The organism is Bacillus cereus group sp. N24 (assembly GCF_016483345.1).
Lineage (GTDB): Bacteria > Bacillota > Bacilli > Bacillales > Bacillaceae_G > Bacillus_A > Bacillus_A toyonensis.
In genome coordinates this window covers 24,022-45,019 of the sequence record NZ_JAEHCA010000009.1, presented here as the reverse complement: position 1 = coordinate 45,019, position 20,998 = coordinate 24,022, and the positions used below count along the sequence as shown (strand labels likewise).

Sequence of the window (20,998 nt, the reverse complement as noted above, 5' to 3'; positions counted from 1 at the left end):
CCCTAGTCCACAAGTGATACGTATTGTTTTCTTTGCCACTTTTGCTGAATTTCAACACCATTTTGTGGATGGCGTTTTTTATCTCGCGGGTTTGAAGATGGTAATGGACGATTTCCTTTTTCACGTAATACGCGCAGTTTCACCATCGTTTGTTTATAAGCTGGTGTACACGTATAAATGTCTGTCGCTGTTCCTGTTAAAATATTAATAGCCTCTTCATTTACTGTCGCATGCATTGGTAAATATAACTCATTTCCCGTTACACGGTCTGTAACAAGTGCTTGTACTTTAATCTTTCCGAACGGCGATGATAATTCTACAAGACCACCATCTTTCACATTACGCTCTTTAGCAAGTTCAGGTGAAATTTCAACGAATACTTCAGATACTTTAGATAAAATACCAGCCGACTTATTCGTCATATTCCCTTCATGGAAATGCTCTAGCATACGACCATTATTTAATAGTAAATCATACTCATCCGGCGCCACAACTGGTGGTACCCATTCATCTAATGATAAACGAGCAAGTTTATCTGGGAAGTTAAATCCATCTACATATAATAGCGGTGTATCGCTACCATCATGGCTACCCCAACATAAACTATTCCATCCTTCTAAACGATCATATGTTGCCTGAGAATATAACGGTGCAAGCGATGCTATTTCATCCATAATCTCACTTGGGTTTTCATAATTCCAATCTCCGCCTAGTGCACGAGCTACTTTTTGTAAAATCCACCAGTCTGGTTTTGAATCACCAAGCGGCTTCAATACTTCATATAATCTTTGAATACGACGTTCTGTATTCGTAAACGTCCCTTCTTTTTCTAAGCTCGGTGCTGCCGGTAAAATAACATCAGCAAAACGAGCTGTTTTTGATAAGAACATATCTTGAACAACAAGGAAATCTAAATTCGCTAAAATATGTTGCACATGGTTCGCATTTGAATCTACTAAAGCCATTTCTTCACCCATAACATACATACCGCGCAGTTTTCCTTCTTCCGCCGCAAGTAACATTGCAATATTATTTAATCCTGGCTCTTTCGGAATCGTCGTACCGTACGCTTTTTCAAATTTAGCACGGAGCGTATCATCAGATACCGCTTGATAACCTGGAAGCCAATTCGGTAAGGTCGCCATATCACAAGCGCCTTGTACGTTATTATGTCCTCTTAATGGGTATGCACCTGCACCGGGACGACGGTAGTTACCCGTAACAAGTAATAAATTTGAAATTGCAGCTGAAGTTGTACTACCTCCTGTATTTTGAGTTACCCCCATTCCCCAAAGTACACAAGTACCATCTGCTTCATATACCATACGAGCCATTTCTTTCAGGTTCTCTTTAGAAATACCCGTAATTTCTTCTGTGTAATCAAGCGAATACTTTTCTAACATTTTGCTATATTCATCAAAGTTCTTTACATTTTCAGCTAAGAACTTTTTATCATGCCAATCTTGATCGATAATATATTTCGTAATACCAGCAAGCCATACATAATCAGTTCCTTGACTCGGATGAACAAATATATCCGCACGCTCAGCCATTTCATGTTTACGAAGGTCTGCTACAATTAATTTTTGTTCGTGTAATTTATGAGCACGTTTCACACGCGTCGCAAGTACAGGATGTCCCTCTGTCGGATTCGCACCAACGATAATAACAAGACCTGCTTCAGCGATATCTTTCACTGTTCCAGCATCCCCGCCCATACCGACAGTTTTAAATAAGCCGTCTGTTGCTGGAGATTGACAATAACGGGAACAGTTATCTACATTATTTGTTCCATATATTTGACGAGCTAGTTTTTGCATAAGATAATTCTCTTCATTCGTTACTTTCGAAGAAGAAATAAACCCAAATGCATCGCTGCCGTATTCTGATTTAATATGCTGCATGTTAGATGCAACAACTTCAAGAGCCTCTTCCCAAGAAGCTTCAACAAACATATCTCCTTGGCGAATTAATGGCTTTGTAATGCGATCTTCACTATTTACAAAGTCCCATCCAAATTTGCCTTTTACACATGTAGAGATACCATTAACCGGTGCATCTGAAACAGGTTGTACTTTTAAAATGTGACGGTCTTTCGTCCACACTTCAAACGAGCAACCTACACCGCAAAATGTACAAACTGTTTTCGTTTTTTTAACCTTCGTCTTGCGCATCGCAGATTCCACTTCTGAAACTGCTAAAATACTGCTATATCCTGGCTCTACATCTTTTACAAAATCAATCATCGGATCTAACACATCTGGTTTTAATCCTGTCATAAACCCAGCTTCACCTAGCATTGTTTTTTCCATTAACGCATTACATGGACAAACTGTTACACATTGCCCACAACTCACACAAGACGAGTCATTTATACTTACACCATTGTCCCAAATAACACGCGGGCGGTCTAAATTCCAATCAATCGATATAGTTTCATTGACTTGTAGGTTTTGACATACTTCTACACACTGTCCACAAGCAATACATTGATTTGGATCATACCGGTAAAACGGATGTGACATGTCCACTTCACACGCACTTACTTTCGGTTCATACGGGTATTTCTGTTCTTCAATTTCCATCATATGCACTGTATTATGCACTTTACAGTTACCATTATTGTTATCACAAACAGTACAATACAATAAATGGTTCTCTAATATTCGATCCATCGCCTCAGTCTGCGCCTCTTTTGCGCGCTGCGACTGTCTTTCAATATGCATACCGTTCTCTATTTGCGTTGAACAAGCACGCATTAACTTCCCATCTACTTCTACAATACATGTATCACAAGTTTGAATTGGATCTACTTCTGGTACATGACAAATTTGAGGATGTTCCAAGTTACTCTCGTTAAATAATTGTAGTATCGTCTTTTCACCTGATGCAGCAAATTCTTTACCATCAACGGTTACACGGACTGTCTGTTCTGCCATAGTTTCCCCACTCCTTACAACCAACTGTACAACACGTTTATGAATCCGTTTTCAAAAACGAGTTACTGTACATATTTTTGAAACGCTCTGCTGAAATTCTTTTCTTATGAAGTCGATTCTTGATGTTATAAGGTATAACTACGAAAGCTTGAAAATGTCACTATTCTACAGTTCTATTATATCGTACATATACAATAATAACCAAAATAATCTGTGATTTCCCTGCTAATAGGTGTTTTTATTTTTTCAATGTTTTATGATAAATGTGGGAGAAAAATACATATAAAAGGGGAATTTAATATGGAGTTTACACAAGAGACATATACGATTGTACGCTATCAATCTGGCTCATTTTCAAAACAAGTTGATGAGATTGTTACAGAATCTCCTATTACTATTAAATTAAATGGTGAAGAATACGTAACAGTTGTATGCACACCAAATTATATTGAAGATATGGTAGTTGGTTTTTTAATTTCTGAAGGAATTATTTCTTCCTATAAAGATGTTGAAGAAATATGGGTTCAAAAAGAGAACGGAATTGTCCATGTAAAATCATCAAAAGTGAATCCACTCTATCAAACTTTATATAATAAACGATACATCACCTCTTGCTGCGGAAAAGGTAGACAAGGTTTTATTTTCGTAAACGACGCCGCAAAAGCAAAAGATTTACATGATATACATGTAAAAATTACTCCTGAAGAATGCTTTTACTTAATGAATGCCTTACAACAATCTTCCACTACATTTCGCCAAACCGGCGGTGTTCACAATACTGCGCTATGTGATCGAAACAATATCCTTATATCAAGAATGGATATCGGAAGACATAACGCATTAGATAAAATATACGGCTATTGTTTACGTAATGATATATCTGTTAAAGGAAAAATTATCGCATTTAGCGGACGTATTTCATCTGAAATTTTACTCAAAGTTTCAAAAATCGGCTGTGAAATTGTTCTATCTAAATCCGCTCCAACAAAACTAGCCTTGCAACTTGCTCATGACTTAGGCATTACAGTCGTAGGATTTATTAGAAATGACTCTTGTAATATTTACACACATCCAAAACGAATTGATGGCTATCAATTGAATGTTTAAAAAATAACTCCTCGATCGAGGAGTTATTTTAGTTATAAAAATGTAATATATTAAATACTTGAATAGTTAATAAAGTTAATATATAATTTCATTACACAATTAAATCAAAACATTGTAGCATATATCTTTTCATTCTTTTACAAATTAAAAGAGACTGCTAAAAAACGCATACTCAATCTTATAAAAGTAATGGATTTATTTGAAATCCACCAAGGAGGTTACAACTATGGAAATTCGCTTATTAACAACAGAGGACGCAGAAATATATTTAAAAGTTTGTATGGAAGGTTTAACGAAGAACCCGGAAGCTTTTAGCTCTTCTTATGAAGATGTTCTTAAACATGAAAATCCTGTAGCTGCTATGGCAAAAAGATTAAGCAATCCGGATAAGTATACTCTAGGTGTCTTCAACGATAACGATTTGATTGGTATTGCTACTTTAGAAACAAAACCATTCATTAAACAAGAACATAAAGCAAAAATCGGCTCCGTTTTTGTTTCCCCAAAAGCACGTGGCCTTGGGGCAGGACGAGCTCTAATTAAAGCAATTATTGAAAATGCCGATAAATTACATGTAGAACAACTTATGCTCGATGTTGTAGTTGGTAACGATGCCGCAAAAAAACTATATGAGTCATTAGGTTTCCAAACTTACGGCGTGCAAGAACGTTCATTAAAGCACAACGGTCAATATTGGGACGAAGAACATATGGTTTTATTCTTAAATGATTAATACTTCAACATAAAGTGAAACTTTAATTGGTGGGGGTTTTGTCTATCCCCACTGATTATTAATCCACAAATAGCGAGATATTTTTCCAAAAGCATCTTCTTATTAAGAAAGATGCTTTTTTCATTACAACAATGTAATCTTCATGTCACCTTTATCGATCGTACCAATCCTTTCCATTCATTATACTAAAAATATAAAATGAACGAACAGCATTCAATTGATATGTAGAGGAGAATGTGACATGAAACAAAAAAAACGAGCTATCTTTTTAATATGTGCTACAGCAATGGTAACTTCTGGATTAGCAATTTTACCTTGGTTTATTATATAAAAATATGCCTCTTGATAAAGTAGAACTTTAATCCAGGAGGTCATTCCCCCACTAGTTATTACTCCACACCAATCGGATAAAATAAAAAAAGCTGATTGCTTGTTAACAAGTAATCAGCTTTTATATATTATAAAATTCCCAAAATTTTATTTACGCAACTTATAATAATAATCATAGATACGGCAACACACATTACAACCGTATTACGATCTTGCTTTTCTTTTTTTGAAATTTCTTCTTTTGGATTCATGTGTATTATCTCCTTTTAAAAAAAGTGTGAGATAGGAAATTTTTCTTATCCGATGCGAGGTGAATACGAAAACCCTCTCTATCTCACATACACAATAGAATGGAATTGTCATTTTATAAATAAAATGACATGACGTTATGTCGCAACATAGGGTATTTGTGTCGCTACGTTTTCTATTATAAATAATAGTTGTGCAAAACTAGTGCATTTTTTATGTCAATTGCCCTGAGCGAAAAAATCAGCCATCCATTCAATCACATAAAAAGAGTTTTTTATTATTTTCATGTAAACTATACAAGTAGAATGAATAGTTTGGGGTGCACAAGATTATGGTAAAAATTTTATTAGTAGACGATGAAGAACGTATGTTACGATTGCTAGATCTTTTCTTAAGCCCTCGCGGCTATTTTTGTATGAAAGCTAAATCTGGCCTTGAAGCGCTGGAATTAATCGAGCAAAAAAAATTCGATATTATTTTATTAGATGTTATGATGCCAAATATGGATGGATGGGATACTTGCTATCAAATCCGTCAAATTTCCAACGTTCCAATCATTATGCTAACAGCTCGTAATCAAAATTACGATATGGTTAAAGGCCTTACTATGGGAGCAGACGACTATATCACAAAACCATTTGATGAGCATGTATTAGTCGCACGAATTGAAGCTATATTACGCCGGACAAAGAAAGATGGCTTTGTTAGCTTCAATGGTATTGAGTGGGATAAAACGAAACATACCGTCACAGTGTATGACGAAAAAATCTCACTAACTCCTATCGAATTTTCATTACTTGGACTGTTTTTACAAAATACAAACCGTGCTTACAGCCGAGATGATTTAATCGAAAAAATTTGGGGCTATGAAACAGACATCGAATATAGAACGATTGATTCGCATATTCGCAATATCCGCGATAAATTACGTAAAAAAGGATTTCCAGTCGAGGATTATTTAGAAACCGTTTATAAAGTCGGATATAAATGGAAAAACGAATAATTACTTAGGTCAGTGGAAATATCATACCACTGACCCTTTATTATGAATAAGGTATGGTGGGAAAATGAGTAAACTTTCACTTAAAATTGGGACATACTTTTTAATATTAGCTTTATGTATTGAAACAATTGCTTTCGTATCCTTTTACAAAAGTATTTCAAAAATGCGGATTACAGAGGAAACAGGCGCTCTATTAGAAAAAGGCAATCGGTATCGTGACAAAATTGTAAACCGCGCAAAATGGAATGAATATTCTAAACAAAAACCAAACACTGAACGACCTAAACGCCCTTGGTATCAAGAGTTCACTATCGAGCATGCAGCTGAAGAATTAATTGGCTCAGAATTAATTGCTAACACCGATACCACTATCATTATAACTGACAAGAACGGCAAAATCATTTCCACCTCAGAACCCATAACAAAAGAAATGCAAAAACAACTTATTTGCAAAACGAAAAATATCCCCCAAAACGGGGTGATCGTAGAAAAAAACTGGAAAAAATCGAAATTCATCTCAACAGTAAGCCCACTTGAAATAACTGGATTTCAAGGTAACTTACATATGTTATTAAAGACATCTTTTTTAGAAAATATGTTAATTAAACTCATGGACCAATTTCTTATCATCAGTATTTTAACAATTATTTTAACAACGATTTCTGTTTTTGTTTTTTCTCGAGTTATTACAGAGCCGCTTATAAAAATGAAAAGAGCGACCGAAAAAATTTCAAAATTAAATAAGCCAATTCAATTAGGAATTAAACGAAATGATGAACTTGGAAGTTTAGCAAAAACGATTGAAGATTTATCGAGTGAACTTACGTATATGAAAAAAGAACGAAATGAATTCCTCGCTAGTGTTGCTCACGAATTATTAACTCCATTAACCTATATGAAAGGTTATGCAAAGGTAGCAAAGAGAGACTCTTTAACGAAAGAAGAACGCGAAGAATATTTACAAATCATTGAGGACGAAACGGATAGTGTAACCGATCTCGTACAAGATTTATTTATGCTTGTACAATTAGAACAACACCAATTTGTTATTAAAAAACAAACGATGCTTCTTCAACCATTTTTAGAAAGAATGGTTGAAAAAACAAAAACAACATTAACGAACAAACAAATGCAACTTCATGTATATTGTAAAAACGATTTAGAAGTTTGCATAGACGAAAGACGCATGGAACAAGTTATGTTAAATTTATTGCATAATGCTTATCAGCATTCACCAGAAAACACTACTATAACAATACGTGTACTAACGGAAGCAGATTATTTTACAATCAATGTACAAGATGAAGGTGAAGGTATTCCAGAAGAAGATATCCCGCATATTTTCGATCGCTTTTACCGTGTTGATAAATCCAGAACGAGGGCTACTGGAGGAAAAGGTATCGGACTGGCTGTTGCAAAGGAAATTGTAGAATTGCATAACGGTTCCATTCTAGTAACAAGCCAATTAGGAGTGGGAACAAACTTTATAATCGAGATTCCTTTTGAATAAGATGCGTGTGAAAACACCAGTAGTAGTAAACACTACTGGTGTTATTTTGTTCATAAAATCTGTCCTTATAAGCTAAGCTTTTGAAATTATTCTTATTTCAATATAAAATAAAGTGAAACTTTAATCCATGGAAAGGTTCACTCCATGGATTATTAGTTGAACCAATCGGGCATTTACGGGCAGTTACCTCCCACCTAACTTCCGCGCATTCGCCGAATTTTAAAATTGGAGCCTTACTGCCCGTTAATGCGGGGTAAAGGTACATTTGTCAAAGATCTGGAGGGTGATATAATTGGATATCCATGTATTAACAAAAGACGAAGCAGAAATTTACTTAGAACTTCGCGTAGAAGGATTAAAGCAAAACCCTGAAGCTTTCAGCTCTTCTTATGAAGATATTATTAATAAAGAGTGTGCTATTGAATATAAAGCACAAAAACTAGCACAAGACGAAAACTATACACTAGGTGCATTTAAAGACGGAAAATTAATCGGAGTTGCTACACTGGAAACGAAACCATATGTAAAACAAGAACATAAAGCAAAAATTGGTTCCGTATATGTGTCTCCAAAAGCACGCGGACTTGGAGCAGGAAAAGCACTTATTAAAGAATGTCTTGAGCTTGCTAAATCTTTAGACGTAGAACAAGTTATGCTTGATGTTGTTGTCGGAAACGATGGTGCGAAGAAACTTTATGAGTCATTAGGCTTTAAAACGTTTGGTGTACAAGAACGTTCACTGAAATATAACGGACAATATTGGGATGAAGAGCATATGGTCTTATTCCTAGATGAAAATAAATAATAAAAAACATCCTCTCATATATGAGGATGTTTTTTTACTTTTTTATAAACCATGCCTTATTTAATAATTGAATCGCTTTCGCAATTTCTTCTTCTGATAAAATCGCAAATCCAAGTAGCACTATATTTTCAGGTGCTGTACCGTCTTTATAGTACGTAGACACAGGGTATATTTTGATACTATGTTTCGCAGCTTCTTTAATTAATTCTTCTTCCCGCATTCCATTATGCACCTTTAATAAAATGTGCAATCCTGAATCTTCTCCTATCACTTCAACACGATTTGAGAAGTACTTTTCTAGTTCAAAAACAAGTCGATCTCTCTTCTTTCGATAGACGACACGCATTTTATGAATATGTTTTTCCCAATATCCTTCATTTAAAAACCTTCTAATCACTTCTTGATCCATTCTTGAAACACTTTGTGTATAAAATAAATATTGTTGTTGATACTTTTTAATCAATTTCTTTGGTAACACCATATAGCTCATCCGTAATGATGGCAACAATGCTTTCGATAGCGTCCCCATATAAATAACTTTCCCGTCTGTATCTAACCCTTGCAGTGCCGGTATAGGTTTTCCCGAATAGCGAAATTCACTATCGTAATCATCTTCAATAATATACCTACCTTCTTCTTTCTTCGCCCATTGTAAAAGCTGCATCCTTCTCGTGATAGGCATAATCATTCCGCATGGAAACTGATGAGAAGGAGTAACAAATACAACGTTCGCATCGCTATTCTCTAAATCTACAATACAAATTCCCTCTCTATCCAAAGATAACGTTTGAACTCTTTTTTCTCCCCGTTCAAAAACAACCATTTTTCTATGATATCCTGGGTTTTCAACTGCATAATTACTTCCTTTTAATAATTGAAACAGTAATTTCACTAATATTTGTGTTCCCGCTCCTAATACGATTTGACTAGCTACACAACGCACACCTCTAGATTCATACAAATAGTTCGCAATTTCTTCTCTTAAGCTCCATTCTCCTTGTGGGTGACCAAGAAAGAGCAACTCATTATTATGAGGCTGCCATACGTCATTTATAATTTTTCGATACATATTGAACGGAAAAGCATTTGTATCGACTCCTGTTTGTGTGAAATCAAATTTATAATCCCTCTCCTGAAAGGATACTTCTTCTATTCTCTCTTCGTTTTCTTCTACATGAACCATTTGCTCAATCTTACATACAAAATAACCTTTTCTCGAAATTGATTCAATATAACCTTCTGCAAGTAATTGCTCGTAAGCTGCCTCTACTGTATTTTTACTTACTTGTAAATGTGTTGCTAACTTTCGCTTAGCTGGTAATTTCGTAAAAGATAGAATTGTTCCATCTTTAATTTCTTTTTTTATATACTCATACAACTGCACATACAATGCCTTCTTACTATTCATATTTAAATTAGGCGTTAATTCTAACATAATATCTGACCCCTTAATAAAACTAAAATCTGATACTTTTTACAGTACCAGATTTTATATATAATTCCTTTTATCATGTCACACATAAAAAATCAAATACTAAAGAGGAGATGCATGATCATGAACAAAAATAGACGTATTGGACTCATTATGATTATTACAGGAGCCACATTATGGGGATTATCTGGACCGATGATTCAATGGCTATTTCAACATACGAACGTATCATCAATTGATTTTTTAACAATTCGCTTGTTGCTTGCAGGAGTATTTATTTTGTCTATCTTACTAATAAAGAAACAAAACATATTTCAAATTTGGAAACATCCTAGACATTCTATACAGCTTATTATTTTCTCTATTCTTGGCATGCTCGGCGCGCAATATGCCTTTATCGAAACAGTTCATATTAGTAATGCTGTCACAGCAACACTCTTTCAATTTCTAGGCCCTGTTCTTATTACAATGTATGTTGCATTTCAACAAAGAAAATTCCCTGCTTCTATGCAACTACTTGCAATTATAACTGCGCTAACAGGAACATACTTTATTATTACAAATGGCTCAATCGAAAATATTGTTTTATCTAAATCAGCCATTATTTTCGGACTATTAACGGCAATTGGATTTGCATTTTATACCCTTCATCCAGCTTCTCTCATTAAAGAATGCGGAACAACTGTAGTAATTGGTTGGGGGATGTTAATCGGAGGAATTGCACTACTTATTTATAATCGTTCATTTGGATGGAATCAATTTTCACAAACTCTTACACTAAAAACTTTTTCTATGCTTATTCTTATCATTATTAGTGGGACCCTTTCTTTCCTTCTTTATATTGGTAGTCTTAAATATTTAGCAGCAACAGAAACAAGTATTTTATCTAGTATTGAACCACTTGTAGCAACCATCGTTTCAATCACTTGGCTAAATGAATCGTTTGGATCATATCAATTATTAGGCGGCGTATGTATCGTTCTGTCTGTTATTTTTTTGACGATGCCTCAAAAAGAGACCGAGCCAACCTACACAACTGAACAAATATAAAAAAATGTCAAAAGAGGTCGTACAAAACTTACGACCTCTTTTTATACTTTAAAGGAATTGTCCCGCTATCTAGCAAATACAATTACACTAACAATAATAATTAGGAGCGTGGCACCATGAAAAAAATCGGAACTATGCTACTTTTCTCCTTTCTCATCACTGGATGCACACAGGCCCAACCTGATTCAAAAGCACTAAAAAAAGAAGCCATAGTAACATCATCATCTCAGGTTAACGCACCTTCCTTTTTTCATCTTAGTGTTTTAAAAGATGTAAATTGGGAAGAAGCGCCCTCCTTCGTAGACGGAAAGATACCTTTAAAGGGGATTGAAAGAAGAATTGCAATTGCTGATACACCTATTGTCGCAAATGAACAAAATGAAATTATGTGGTACTTTCTAGACCCTGAAATACCAACTGGAAATGTATCTATTATCGCGCTAAAACAAGGATCTGTAACTCCAACACCAATACTCTATCAACAAGAAACTTCCAAACAAACTTGGACTACTTCAAATACAATCGATTCTACTACAAAAGAACTCCCTCTCACTATATCGCTACCTTCATCCGGATTATGGGTATTAAATATATATGTGAATGAAAAATATTATGATCAATTTGTAATCACTATTGAGTAAGTTGTCAAAACTAATCTACTTACTTGCATCCACTGAATTTTGGGCGGGATAAATAATGCGGGAGCACGAATAACTCTACACTTCTTCATTATTTTGATTTCTTACCTCAAAAAAGCAGTGCCTTGAAGGCACTGCTTTTTACTATTTATAACTTGGCATTTTCGTAATTTGTGCCACACCTGAATCTATGGCTGCTTTCGCTACTGCTTCTGCAACATTCGGAACAACTCTTTTATCTAATGGATTTGGAATTACATAGTTCGCACTACGCTCTTCGTCCGTAATTATGTTAGCGATCCCATATGCTGCCGCTAATTTCATCTCTTCTGTAATATCAGTCGCGCGTACATCTAAAGCACCACGGAATATACCAGGGAACGCTAATACATTATTTACTTGATTTGAATAATCAGAACGACCAGTTCCAACTACAGCAGCTCCAGCTTCTAATGCATCTTCTGGGAATATTTCTGGAATTGGATTTGCCATTGCAAACACAATCGCTTTCTCATTCATCGTCTTTACAAGTTCTTTCGTTACTACGTTAGGCGCAGATACGCCAATAAAGATATCAGCCTGATGAATCGCTTCTTTTAATGTTCCACGCACATATTCTCGATTTGTCTTCTTTGAAACTTCAATTTGCGCTTCGTTCATCCATGTTTCACCTTCACAAACAATACCTTCTAAGCTAACTAACGTAATGTGTTTTGCACCAGCTTTTAATAATAATTTTCCAATTGCAATTCCTGCCGAACCCGCACCGTTAATAACAATTTTCACATTATCCATTTGTTTACTTACAACTTTTAATGCATTAATAACAGCTGCTAAGACGACAATAGCTGTTCCATGTTGATCATCATGGAATACAGGGATATTCGTTTCTTCTTTTAATCGTTTTTCAATTTCAAAGCAACGTGGTGCTGCAATATCTTCTAAATTAATACCTGCAAATGTAGGTTCTAAATTTTTCACAAGGGTAACGATTTCATCCACATTCGTCGTCCCTAAACATAACGGGAAAGCATCTACATTCGCAAACTTTTTAAATAAAATACTTTTCCCTTCCATAACAGGCATAGCCGCTTTCGGTCCAATATTCCCTAAACCAAGTACTGCTGTTCCATCTGAAACAACTGCAACCATATTCCCTCTTGCTGTATAGTCATACGCTGTTTCTTCATCTGCTGCAATTGCTTTACAAGACTCCGCTACACCTGGTGTATAAGTCAGGCTTAAATCATCCGCTGTATTAACTTCTACCTTACTTGTAATCTCAATTTTCCCTACCAACTCTTTATGCAATAACAATGATCTTTCATTAATTTGATTTTCTAACATACTTATAATCTCCCCTTAATTTGACAAGCTAGCTATATGAATATAGCTAGCTTGTTTGATCATGAAAACATTGTTAATAAGATTGTCGCTGTTACAACCATTACTGCCCCGCCTAAACGCGTCGAAATTTGTGCGAAAGGCATTAATTCCATACGATTTGAAGCTGATAAAATAGCAACATCTCCAGTTCCGCCTAAACCGCTATGACATCCAGTTACAATTGCTGATTCAACTGGATACATTTTCATCACTTTTCCTATAAGAAAACCTGATGCTACCATTGTAAGAACAACCGATGCACAAACAACAACATATCCCACTGAAAGAACTGCCGCTACGTCTTTTAACGGAATATATAGCAATCCTAATCCGACCATTAACGGCCAAGTTAAATTCTTTGAAATAAATTTATATAAATGGAATGCTCCTTGCTCCATTTTTGCTGGCATTAGTTTAAAGTATTTCACAAGTGCTGCTGAGAAAATCATAATGATTGCCCCAGGAATACCGATGAACTTAGAAGCAAACCCTCCGAAGATGAAGAACGTACATGCAATTAATAAACCTGCTCCCATTAATGAGAAATCAATTGGCTTCTCTGTATTTTGTTCTTTTAATAATTCTGCTTGATTGTCTGTTTTCACTAATACACCATTACCACTAAGCTCAGGTCTCTTCTCACCTAAACGCTTCATATACCCTGCACTCACGATTGCAAACATATTCCCAATAATAGCTGCCGGAATAAGCTGTGATACGAATGTTGCTGATGATTCATTTAAAATGTCACTGTATGCTAATGACAATGGTAAAATCCCTTCTCCAATACCACCGCTCACAATTGGTACGATAATAAAGAAGAATGTATGCTTCATTTCAAACCCGAATAGTGAACCGACCAATAATCCTACTGCTACAGAAGCTAACGTTCCTACTACTAAAGGAATAAACATACGAACGAAACCTTGCACTAACACTTTACGATTCATTCCTAAAATACTTCCGACTACTAAACAAGAAATATATAAATATAAAAAGTTCGATTTTTTCATTAACATAGTCGCAGCTTCCATTGAAGCTGGATTCATCCAGTTAAAAAATACAAGTAATGATGGAATAAATAATGAGAGAATTGCTGGACCACCGATATTTTTTAAAATTGGAATTCTCATCCCAATGTCACCTAAGAAAATACCCATGATCATAATAACTGCAAAACCACCAATCATGTCTGCTGGCAATTTATTATATACAGATGCCCCATAAATAATAGCAGCCAATACTACATATAACGGTAAAGGTATAACACCGATTTTAACGTTCATAATTTTAGAAGCGAAAGATTCATTTTTCAATTCATTTCCTTCAGCAAATGATACCGCTTCCACATTCTTTTGAATTCCCATATGGCACCCCCTTGTTTTCTTAATAACAATATTAAAACGCTTTCAATAGTAAAAATAGTTTTTGTAAGTTTTGTAATTGGTTTTGTAATTAAAAAAAGTATAAGCGACTTATAATAAGTCGCTTATACGTAAAAACCTATTTTATTTTGATCAACACATCTTAATTTACTTACAGGTCTTCCCACATGCTGATACACCATTTCGTTTTCTAACACTCCAATTTCAGTCAAAAACATTACATACTTTCGAATAGAAACTCTTGAAATTTCTACTAATTGTGCCATTTCATCTGTTGTAAACGCTCGTCCATTCAGCGACTCGATCTTCTGCCAAATTAATTGCAACGTTTGCTTCGTTAATCCTTTCGGGAGCTCTTTATTGACAGTAGGCTCTCTTTTTTCTTTTTGTAAAATTATCGAATCTAATTCCGATTGACTAATTTTTTGTTGTTCTTTCATGAAAGTAAGTTTTTCTCGATATATAGTTAATGCATCTTTAAATCGTTCAAATGTAAATGGTTTAATTAAATAATCTACTACGCCATATTGTAATGCTTTTTTAATACTCCCCATATCATGTACAGCTGAAATCATCATAATATCGATTTCTTTTTCTTGATTCCGAATATACATTAAAAGCTCAAATCCAGTCTCTTCAGGCATAAAAATATCAAGTAAGACTAAATCTATTCGTGATTTCTCTAATACTTCTATCGCCGATTTTACTGAGTTAACTGCTTGAACAAGTTCGAATCCTCCTACTTGCTCTAAATAATGTGTATTTAACATTGCTACCATCGGGTCATCTTCTACAATTAAAACTTTAATCATATTTGCTTCTCATCCCTACCTTTAGGTATTTCAATTGTTATCGTTGTTCCCTCTCCTAATAAGGAGGAAATGTGAATCTCCCCATTTATTCGCTGTATACTTTCTTTTACAAGATACAAACCATAACCGCGATTATCCCCTTTTGTGGAATAACCTTTTGTAAATAATGCATCCACTTCGTCTTCTTCTATACCTTTCCCTGTATCTTGCACTGTAATAGTTAATGTATTCTGATATTGCACCCCAATTTCAACTTGTTTCTGTTTGCAATGTATCACTGCCTCTAATGCATTATCTATTAAGTTCCCTACAATCGTAATAAGTTCATGAGTAATACTTTCATCATATATTTCCGGCAAGTAAGAATCTTCACTTATAATTAACTTAATATTTTTCTCCCTAGCATAGCTAAGTTTACCTAGTAAAAAACCAGCAAATACTGGACTTTTTATTCTTTTCATAACTCCACCAATTTCATATTGATGCTCTGATACCATGCCACTTATATACTTTTGTAATTCTTCATATTGTTTCATATGTGTAAGCCCTAATACGACATGCATTTTATTCATAAACTCATGAGATTGTGCCCGTAATGCTTCCGCATATAGCCTAATACCAGTTAGTTCCTCTGCTAGTTTTCTAATCTCTGTTTTATCACGAAATGTTGCAATCGCGCCAACTATTTCTCCTTTTACATATAAAGGAACACGATTCGTCACAATCGTAATTCCGTAAATATTTTGTTCTTCGTTTAATTGTACCTCTCCCGTTTGCAATACTTCTTTTATACGCGAATTCGGCATATATAGCTCAACGTCTTTACCTATAAAATCTTCTTCAAGTCCACTTTTTTTAAATAGACGTTTCGCTTCATTATTAATTAACGTTACTCTCGCCTCTTTATCTACAGCAATAATGCCTTCCTTTACAGATTGTAACATCGTATTTCTTTCTTCAAGAATTTTCGCTATCCTGTGCGGCTCAAGACCGAATAAACTTTTCTTTATATGTCTAGCTAGCAATATTGCTCCTATAATTCCGACTAGTACTCCAACTCCGACACCGATATAAATAATATGTCTACTTTCCTTAACTCTCTCTTTTACATTATCTGCCGAGATACCAACGGCTACCGCTCCAAGTTGTTCACCTGTTTCAGAAAATATAGGTACAAACACTCGCATTGAAATACCTAACGTTCCTTCTGCTAGCGATACATGCTCCTTTCCTTTCAATGCAGGCCCTTCATCTCCCCCAATAAAATGATGACCTATTTTTTGAGGGTTTGGATGTGATTTTCTTATTCCATTCATGTCCATAACTACAATAAATTGAACACCTGTGTTTTTTAATATTCTATTTGTATACGTTTGAATTGCAGAAGTATCTGCTTTTCCAATCAAACCATCAATTACAATCGAATCATTCGCTACAATATGGGCAATCGTTTTTGCTTTCTCTGCCTGGCTATCCTCCGTTGTCCGCTCTACATTATGACTAATTAATATATCTGTAACAAGTAAAGAAAAAATTACAACTGTACAAACTAGCAATGTAATCGTTTTCCATAAATTCCATAGTTTTTTTCTTTTTTTCATCCCACTAATGACTCCCCTAATTGCTGAATAGAAAAATAAGTAAGGTGATATTATTTTCACCTTACTTATTTGCTGTTATTATACTTTAAATTTACTAGTCATTGCTTGTAGTTCTTCGGCCATCTCAGCTAAGTTTTGCGAAGCTGAACTAATTTCTTCCATCGAATTTACTTGTTCTTCTGTTGAAGCTGCAACACTTTGCATACTAGCTGTATTTTCTTCTGCAGCCGCTGCAATTTCATCAATAGCATTTGTCACTTCATTTGCATCTCCAGCGATTCTCCTCGTTGTTTCTACCATTTGATTAACTTGAGAAACAATATGAGTAGTAGAACTTAAAATTTCCGTAAAACTTACTTTCGTTTTTGTTACAACATCTAAGCCTTGTTGAACTTCCCCACTCACATTATCCATTGCCTTAACAGTATGTTCAATATCAGCCTTAATTTCTGCAATTAAATTTGCAATCTCTCCAGATGATTCTCCTGATTGCTCTGCTAATTTTCTAACTTCATCGGCTACAATAGCAAATCCTCGTCCCTGTTCACCTGCCCTTGCTGCCTCAATAGCCGCATTTAAAGCTAATAGGTTTGTTTGAGTTGCAATGTTTTGAATTGCTTCAGAAATAGCTCCTACCTGCTTTGATTTTTCATCAAGAAGTTTAATAATAGCATCTGACTGGGATACCGATCTAGAAATAGACTGCATTTGTTTTGCGGTTTGTTCAACTAAATCTTCTCCCTCTTCAGCTCTTTCTCGCGCATGTAATGAGGAAATAGAAATTGACTCTGCGCTTCCAGTTACATCTTGAATTGCTATATTTACTTGTTGTAATGTAGCCGCGCCTTCTTCAACACCTTGGCTTTGTGATTCAGCCCCACCTGATACTTGTTCCATTGCAATTGTAATTTGATCTGTCGCATCATTCGCTTGCTGTACGCTCGCTGTTAACTCTTCTGCCGATGCTGCAACATGCTCTGCTGAAAAGCTAATTTGGGTAATCACATCTTGTAAAGACGTAGACATTTCATTAAATGAATTCCCTAGTTTCCCTATATCATCCTTGGAGTGGATTGTAATTTTCTCGGTTAAATCTCCCTTACTAATTTTATATGCCGATTCAGCTATTTTTCGTAATGGCCTTGTAATAGAATTTGTAATGAAATAAATTAATACACTACCAAATGCAATAGCGATAGCTATGACAATCAAAGTTTTATAAAACACTGGACTGGCAGCTTGCATAATTTCTTCGTCAAACATAACTCCAACTATTTTCCATCCTGTTTTCTCATTTGTTGCAAAGATTAAATTCTTTTTATCATCTTGTTCTGTATAAGATACATTTCCTTGTTTGTCTTCATAAATTGGTTTAATCCAAGGATCAGTAACCTTTGAACCAGGCTTTCTAGACGGATGACTAACAATTTGCTTATTTTGATCTAAAATAACTGCATAGCCTTTTTCACCAATATTAATCATTTTTGAAATCTTTAGGATGTTATCCAAATTCAAGTTAATACCTATAACACCTTTACCATCTTTTACTTCTTTAGCAATTGTTACTACCATATTTTTTGTAGATGCCGATTGATACGGTGCAGTAACAATTACCTTTCCTTTATTTTCCTGCGCTTCTTTATACCATGATCTATCTGTTGGATTATAGCCATCAGACATTTGAATAAATGGTTCTCTTATAAACTTCCCCGTCTGCGCTCCAATATAAATACCTTCTACTTCTGGATGAAGCTTTATATATTGTGCTAACTTCGTTCTTACTATTTCTTCTTGTCCATTTGGATATGTATCCTCTGTTAAGATGTCTGCAAAGTACGTCGCATCAACAAATTTCTCTTCTATATTTTGAGAAATAACAGTATTTAAAACTGAAATATTCTCCTTTGCTTTATCTGTCATTTGATGTTCAAAATTTGTTTTGGCAGTTTGATATGAAACACCACCGATAATAAGTCCTGGTATAGTTAAAATAATAAAAAATGAAATGATTAATTTTTTCTTGATACTCATACATTTAACCCAGTTAAATATATTTTGCATAATAAGCCTCCTTTATGTAATGTGAATACTTGTGTAATTTTATACAATTAACATACATAAAACAATATATAATGATAAAATGTATTTTTTTCGTCGATTATGCATTTTTACATATTCACTACTTCTAAGCATTTTAATCATAAAAATAAGAGAACTTTAGCATTATATATGCTAAAGTTCTCTTATTTCTTAACAGCTTCTATTCTAAACAAAACACCCTACAAAACTTTTCTTATAATTCCTTAAATCTCTATCCTTCACCTTATAGCTATATTGTTAAAACTCTCCGTCCTAATTTATTTAGAGCTCTTTACATAACTAATTGCCTGACTCCCCATTTGCACCCATGCCTGTTCAAAGTTTTCTCTTGGTACTTTCACATCTAAGCTATCATCAAGCGGGTCTCGAATATATACAGATTCCTTATCGTACCCAATAAGTACAACACAATGTTCATTATATGTAATAGAAACATCCCCACTATTTGTTTTCCATGTAGTAAATTCATCTTCATCTAAAGGAGCATATGTTGCATTTGTAATCATGACTACCGGTTGCCCTGCTTTTACACTCTTATACATTTCCTCTATACTCTTTCCTGTTAAATCCACAGCTTTATTAGATAAATATTTTTTCGCTAACTGAAAAAGTGGCCCATGATATACACCATAACCGGATTCAGAAAAGGTATAAATATTTCCTACAAACCCTTCATTCGGATTTCCGCGTACACCATCAACCATAAAATCAACTTTTTTTATTTCATTTGCTAATTTCATCTTATCTACTGAAACGCCTGCGTATTGTAACATCATTGCTAAACTTGTCACTTCACACCCTCTATCCAGCTCTGGTAACTGCTGAATTAAAGGCACATTTGATAAGAGGATCTTTTCATCATTATTACTAAACTCCGTTCTTTTTCCGCTTTGTATGAAGGATGTTAATTTCTCCATATACTTTGTGATTCCATTTGTATATACACTCCATACTGCTACGCCAAGTAAAGCTATGCATATATACCACTTCAATTTTCGTATCACTCTCACGCCCTTTTTAATTCGTTAAATAAGAATAAAACGCGTCAGCATCCGTTCGAACCATCGGTACAAAATTTAGTTCTTTTCCTTTTTCAGGCTGATCTCTTTTTATTTTTTCTGCTAATTCTTGAATGTTCATATTCATTTTGTCCATATTAAGCTCATCTGCCAATTGTAGCACTTTTTGTTCATTAATTTCTCTTAATACTTGATATATATCTTTACCATACAAATCAATATGATATTTTTTTGCTTCGGCCTGTACTTTTTGTTCGTACACTTCTTGCGCTAACTCTTCTATCTCTTTTCCTTTTTGAGAAATATCTAACTTTCCTGCTTCTTCTCTTACTTTCGTTCCATAAATTTCTTCCGCAACCTCTTCTATTTCTTTTCCTTCAGTCGAAACGCCTAATTTCTCTGCTTCCTTATTAATTTTGATTGCATTGATTTGGCTTATTAAATCCACAATCGATTTGTTCTCTACAGATATCCCTAAGTTTAACGCTTCTTGCTTCACTTTTGTTTCATAGATTTCTTCTGAAAGAATTCCAACATCTTTTCCTTCAATCGAAATTCCTAACTGTTCTGCTTCTCTGCCTACTTCTGTTTCATGAATTTCTTTTTCTAGCGTAATTTGTTCTTTTCCTTCCGTTTCAATACCTAATTTCTCTGCTTTTTCTTCTGTATTTATTACATGTATTTTTCCATTGTTTAATTGCTCTTTACTGCGCTGCGCATAGTCTGTCTTTCCTTTCGATGTTTCAGAAGGAGAGGCACCGCCTAATATACTTAAACTCATTACTCCAATAGTGAATACCATCATCATTTTCTTTTTCAAAATTAATTCCTCCCTCTTATACTTTCTTTCCCATCATTCCCATAAAGTGAAACTATACTCAATGGGAAGCTTCATCTTC

The 20,998-nt window shown here is 34.7% G+C and carries 17 protein-coding genes and 1 pseudogene; 7 read left to right on the top strand and 11 right to left on the bottom strand.

Features of this window, described 5'->3' with window-relative positions; genetic code table 11:
* Positions 1-2: 2 nt before the first annotated feature.
* Positions 3-2,939: a formate dehydrogenase subunit alpha gene (gene fdhF, locus JDS95_RS15125; protein ID WP_000840631.1), complete on the bottom strand. Its 2,937-nt coding sequence runs from the start codon at positions 2,937-2,939 to the stop codon at positions 3-5.
* 300 nt (positions 2,940-3,239) lie between these two features.
* Between fdhF and fdhD the strand changes: the two genes are divergently transcribed.
* Positions 3,240-4,046, top strand: a complete 807-nt coding sequence (gene fdhD, locus JDS95_RS15120) for a formate dehydrogenase accessory sulfurtransferase FdhD (RefSeq protein ID WP_000397291.1) — start codon at positions 3,240-3,242, stop codon at positions 4,044-4,046.
* 226 nt (positions 4,047-4,272) lie between these two features.
* Positions 4,273-4,779, top strand: a complete 507-nt coding sequence (locus JDS95_RS15115) for a GNAT family N-acetyltransferase (RefSeq protein WP_000405887.1) — start codon at positions 4,273-4,275, stop codon at positions 4,777-4,779.
* Positions 4,780-5,237: 458 nt separating this feature from the next.
* Here JDS95_RS15115 and JDS95_RS31550 read toward each other — a convergent pair whose 3' ends face one another.
* Complete coding sequence (locus JDS95_RS31550) at positions 5,238-5,360, bottom strand: hypothetical protein (protein WP_001068390.1); 123 nt, start codon at positions 5,358-5,360, stop codon at positions 5,238-5,240.
* 329 nt (positions 5,361-5,689) lie between these two features.
* On the opposite strand from JDS95_RS31550, the gene JDS95_RS15110 reads away from it, so the two are divergent.
* The 3 genes from JDS95_RS15110 to JDS95_RS15100 all read left to right on the top strand — a co-directional run bounded on the left by JDS95_RS15110 (position 5,690) and on the right by JDS95_RS15100 (position 8,676).
* Positions 5,690-6,361 carry a response regulator transcription factor gene (locus JDS95_RS15110; RefSeq protein ID WP_000238940.1) on the top strand — a complete coding sequence of 224 codons (672 nt, stop codon included), beginning with the start codon at positions 5,690-5,692 and terminating at the stop codon, positions 6,359-6,361.
* Between the two features lie 64 nt (positions 6,362-6,425).
* Complete coding sequence (locus JDS95_RS15105) at positions 6,426-7,871, top strand: HAMP domain-containing sensor histidine kinase (RefSeq protein ID WP_000041008.1); 1,446 nt, start codon at positions 6,426-6,428, stop codon at positions 7,869-7,871.
* A 292-nt stretch (positions 7,872-8,163) separates the two neighbouring features.
* A complete protein-coding gene (locus JDS95_RS15100) occupies positions 8,164-8,676 on the top strand; it encodes a GNAT family N-acetyltransferase (protein ID WP_000351211.1) in 513 nt (170 codons plus the stop codon).
* A gap of 34 nt (positions 8,677-8,710) precedes the next feature.
* Here JDS95_RS15100 and pdxR read toward each other — a convergent pair whose 3' ends face one another.
* Positions 8,711-10,111: a MocR-like pyridoxine biosynthesis transcription factor PdxR gene (pdxR, locus tag JDS95_RS15095; protein ID WP_000891886.1), complete on the bottom strand. Its 1,401-nt coding sequence runs from the start codon at positions 10,109-10,111 to the stop codon at positions 8,711-8,713.
* A 120-nt stretch (positions 10,112-10,231) separates the two neighbouring features.
* Between pdxR and JDS95_RS15090 the strand changes: the two genes are divergently transcribed.
* Both JDS95_RS15090 and JDS95_RS15085 read left to right on the top strand, forming a co-directional pair.
* Positions 10,232-11,158, top strand: coding sequence for a DMT family transporter (locus JDS95_RS15090; RefSeq protein WP_001039214.1), 927 nt, complete (start codon positions 10,232-10,234; stop codon positions 11,156-11,158).
* 116 nt (positions 11,159-11,274) lie between these two features.
* On the top strand, positions 11,275-11,799 hold the full coding sequence (locus JDS95_RS15085) for a DUF4871 domain-containing protein (protein ID WP_000719666.1): 525 nt from the start codon (positions 11,275-11,277) through the stop codon (positions 11,797-11,799).
* Between the two features lie 141 nt (positions 11,800-11,940).
* Here JDS95_RS15085 and JDS95_RS15080 read toward each other — a convergent pair whose 3' ends face one another.
* The 8 genes and pseudogenes from JDS95_RS15080 to JDS95_RS15050 form a co-directional block, all read right to left on the bottom strand.
* Complete coding sequence (locus JDS95_RS15080; RefSeq protein WP_000892432.1) at positions 11,941-13,143, bottom strand: NAD(P)-dependent malic enzyme; 1,203 nt, start codon at positions 13,141-13,143, stop codon at positions 11,941-11,943.
* Positions 13,144-13,202: 59 nt separating this feature from the next.
* A complete protein-coding gene (locus JDS95_RS15075; RefSeq protein WP_199690604.1) occupies positions 13,203-14,549 on the bottom strand; it encodes a 2-hydroxycarboxylate transporter family protein in 1,347 nt (448 codons plus the stop codon).
* 122 nt (positions 14,550-14,671) lie between these two features.
* Positions 14,672-15,379, bottom strand: a complete 708-nt coding sequence (locus tag JDS95_RS15070; RefSeq protein WP_000598682.1) for a response regulator — start codon at positions 15,377-15,379, stop codon at positions 14,672-14,674.
* Positions 15,376-16,980 carry a sensor histidine kinase gene (locus JDS95_RS15065; RefSeq protein ID WP_000746369.1) on the bottom strand — a complete coding sequence of 535 codons (1,605 nt, stop codon included), beginning with the start codon at positions 16,978-16,980 and terminating at the stop codon, positions 15,376-15,378. Before JDS95_RS15065 ends, JDS95_RS15070 begins: the two co-directional genes overlap by 4 nt.
* 78 nt (positions 16,981-17,058) lie before the next feature.
* Entirely contained in the window at positions 17,059-17,877 is an 819-nt protein-coding gene (locus tag JDS95_RS32150; protein WP_438263790.1) for a methyl-accepting chemotaxis protein, read from the bottom strand.
* A gap of 120 nt (positions 17,878-17,997) precedes the next feature.
* Positions 17,998-18,900: pseudogene (locus JDS95_RS32145) on the bottom strand (HAMP domain-containing protein); the annotation flags it as partial.
* A gap of 437 nt (positions 18,901-19,337) precedes the next feature.
* Entirely contained in the window at positions 19,338-20,084 is a 747-nt protein-coding gene (locus JDS95_RS15055; protein ID WP_000619783.1) for a C39 family peptidase, read from the bottom strand.
* A 13-nt stretch (positions 20,085-20,097) separates the two neighbouring features.
* Positions 20,098-20,919, bottom strand: coding sequence for a hypothetical protein (locus JDS95_RS15050; RefSeq protein ID WP_000728558.1), 822 nt, complete (start codon positions 20,917-20,919; stop codon positions 20,098-20,100).
* Positions 20,920-20,998 lie beyond the last annotated feature (79 nt).

Bases quoted from the DNA above. Each gene is read 5' to 3' on its own strand.
- JDS95_RS15105 (WP_000041008.1), top strand. From the start codon at position 6,426: ATGAGTAAACTTTCACTTAAAATTGGGACATACTTTTTAATATTAGCT.
- JDS95_RS15080 (WP_000892432.1), bottom strand. From the start codon at position 13,143: ATGTTAGAAAATCAAATTAATGAAAGATCATTGTTATTGCATAAAGAG.
- JDS95_RS15115 (WP_000405887.1), top strand. From the start codon at position 4,273: ATGGAAATTCGCTTATTAACAACAGAGGACGCAGAAATATATTTAAAA.
- JDS95_RS15070 (WP_000598682.1), bottom strand. From the start codon at position 15,379: ATGATTAAAGTTTTAATTGTAGAAGATGACCCGATGGTAGCAATGTTA.
- fdhF (WP_000840631.1), bottom strand. From the start codon at position 2,939: ATGGCAGAACAGACAGTCCGTGTAACCGTTGATGGTAAAGAATTTGCT.
- fdhD (WP_000397291.1), top strand. From the start codon at position 3,240: ATGGAGTTTACACAAGAGACATATACGATTGTACGCTATCAATCTGGC.
- JDS95_RS15075 (WP_199690604.1), bottom strand. From the start codon at position 14,549: ATGGGAATTCAAAAGAATGTGGAAGCGGTATCATTTGCTGAAGGAAAT.
- JDS95_RS31550 (WP_001068390.1), bottom strand. From the start codon at position 5,360: ATGAATCCAAAAGAAGAAATTTCAAAAAAAGAAAAGCAAGATCGTAAT.
- JDS95_RS15090 (WP_001039214.1), top strand. From the start codon at position 10,232: ATGAACAAAAATAGACGTATTGGACTCATTATGATTATTACAGGAGCC.
- JDS95_RS15110 (WP_000238940.1), top strand. From the start codon at position 5,690: ATGGTAAAAATTTTATTAGTAGACGATGAAGAACGTATGTTACGATTG.
- JDS95_RS32150 (WP_438263790.1), bottom strand. From the start codon at position 17,877: ATGGAACAAGTATCAGGTGGGGCTGAATCACAAAGCCAAGGTGTTGAA.
- pdxR (WP_000891886.1), bottom strand. From the start codon at position 10,111: ATGTTAGAATTAACGCCTAATTTAAATATGAATAGTAAGAAGGCATTG.
- JDS95_RS15085 (WP_000719666.1), top strand. From the start codon at position 11,275: ATGAAAAAAATCGGAACTATGCTACTTTTCTCCTTTCTCATCACTGGA.
- JDS95_RS15065 (WP_000746369.1), bottom strand. From the start codon at position 16,980: ATGAAAAAAAGAAAAAAACTATGGAATTTATGGAAAACGATTACATTG.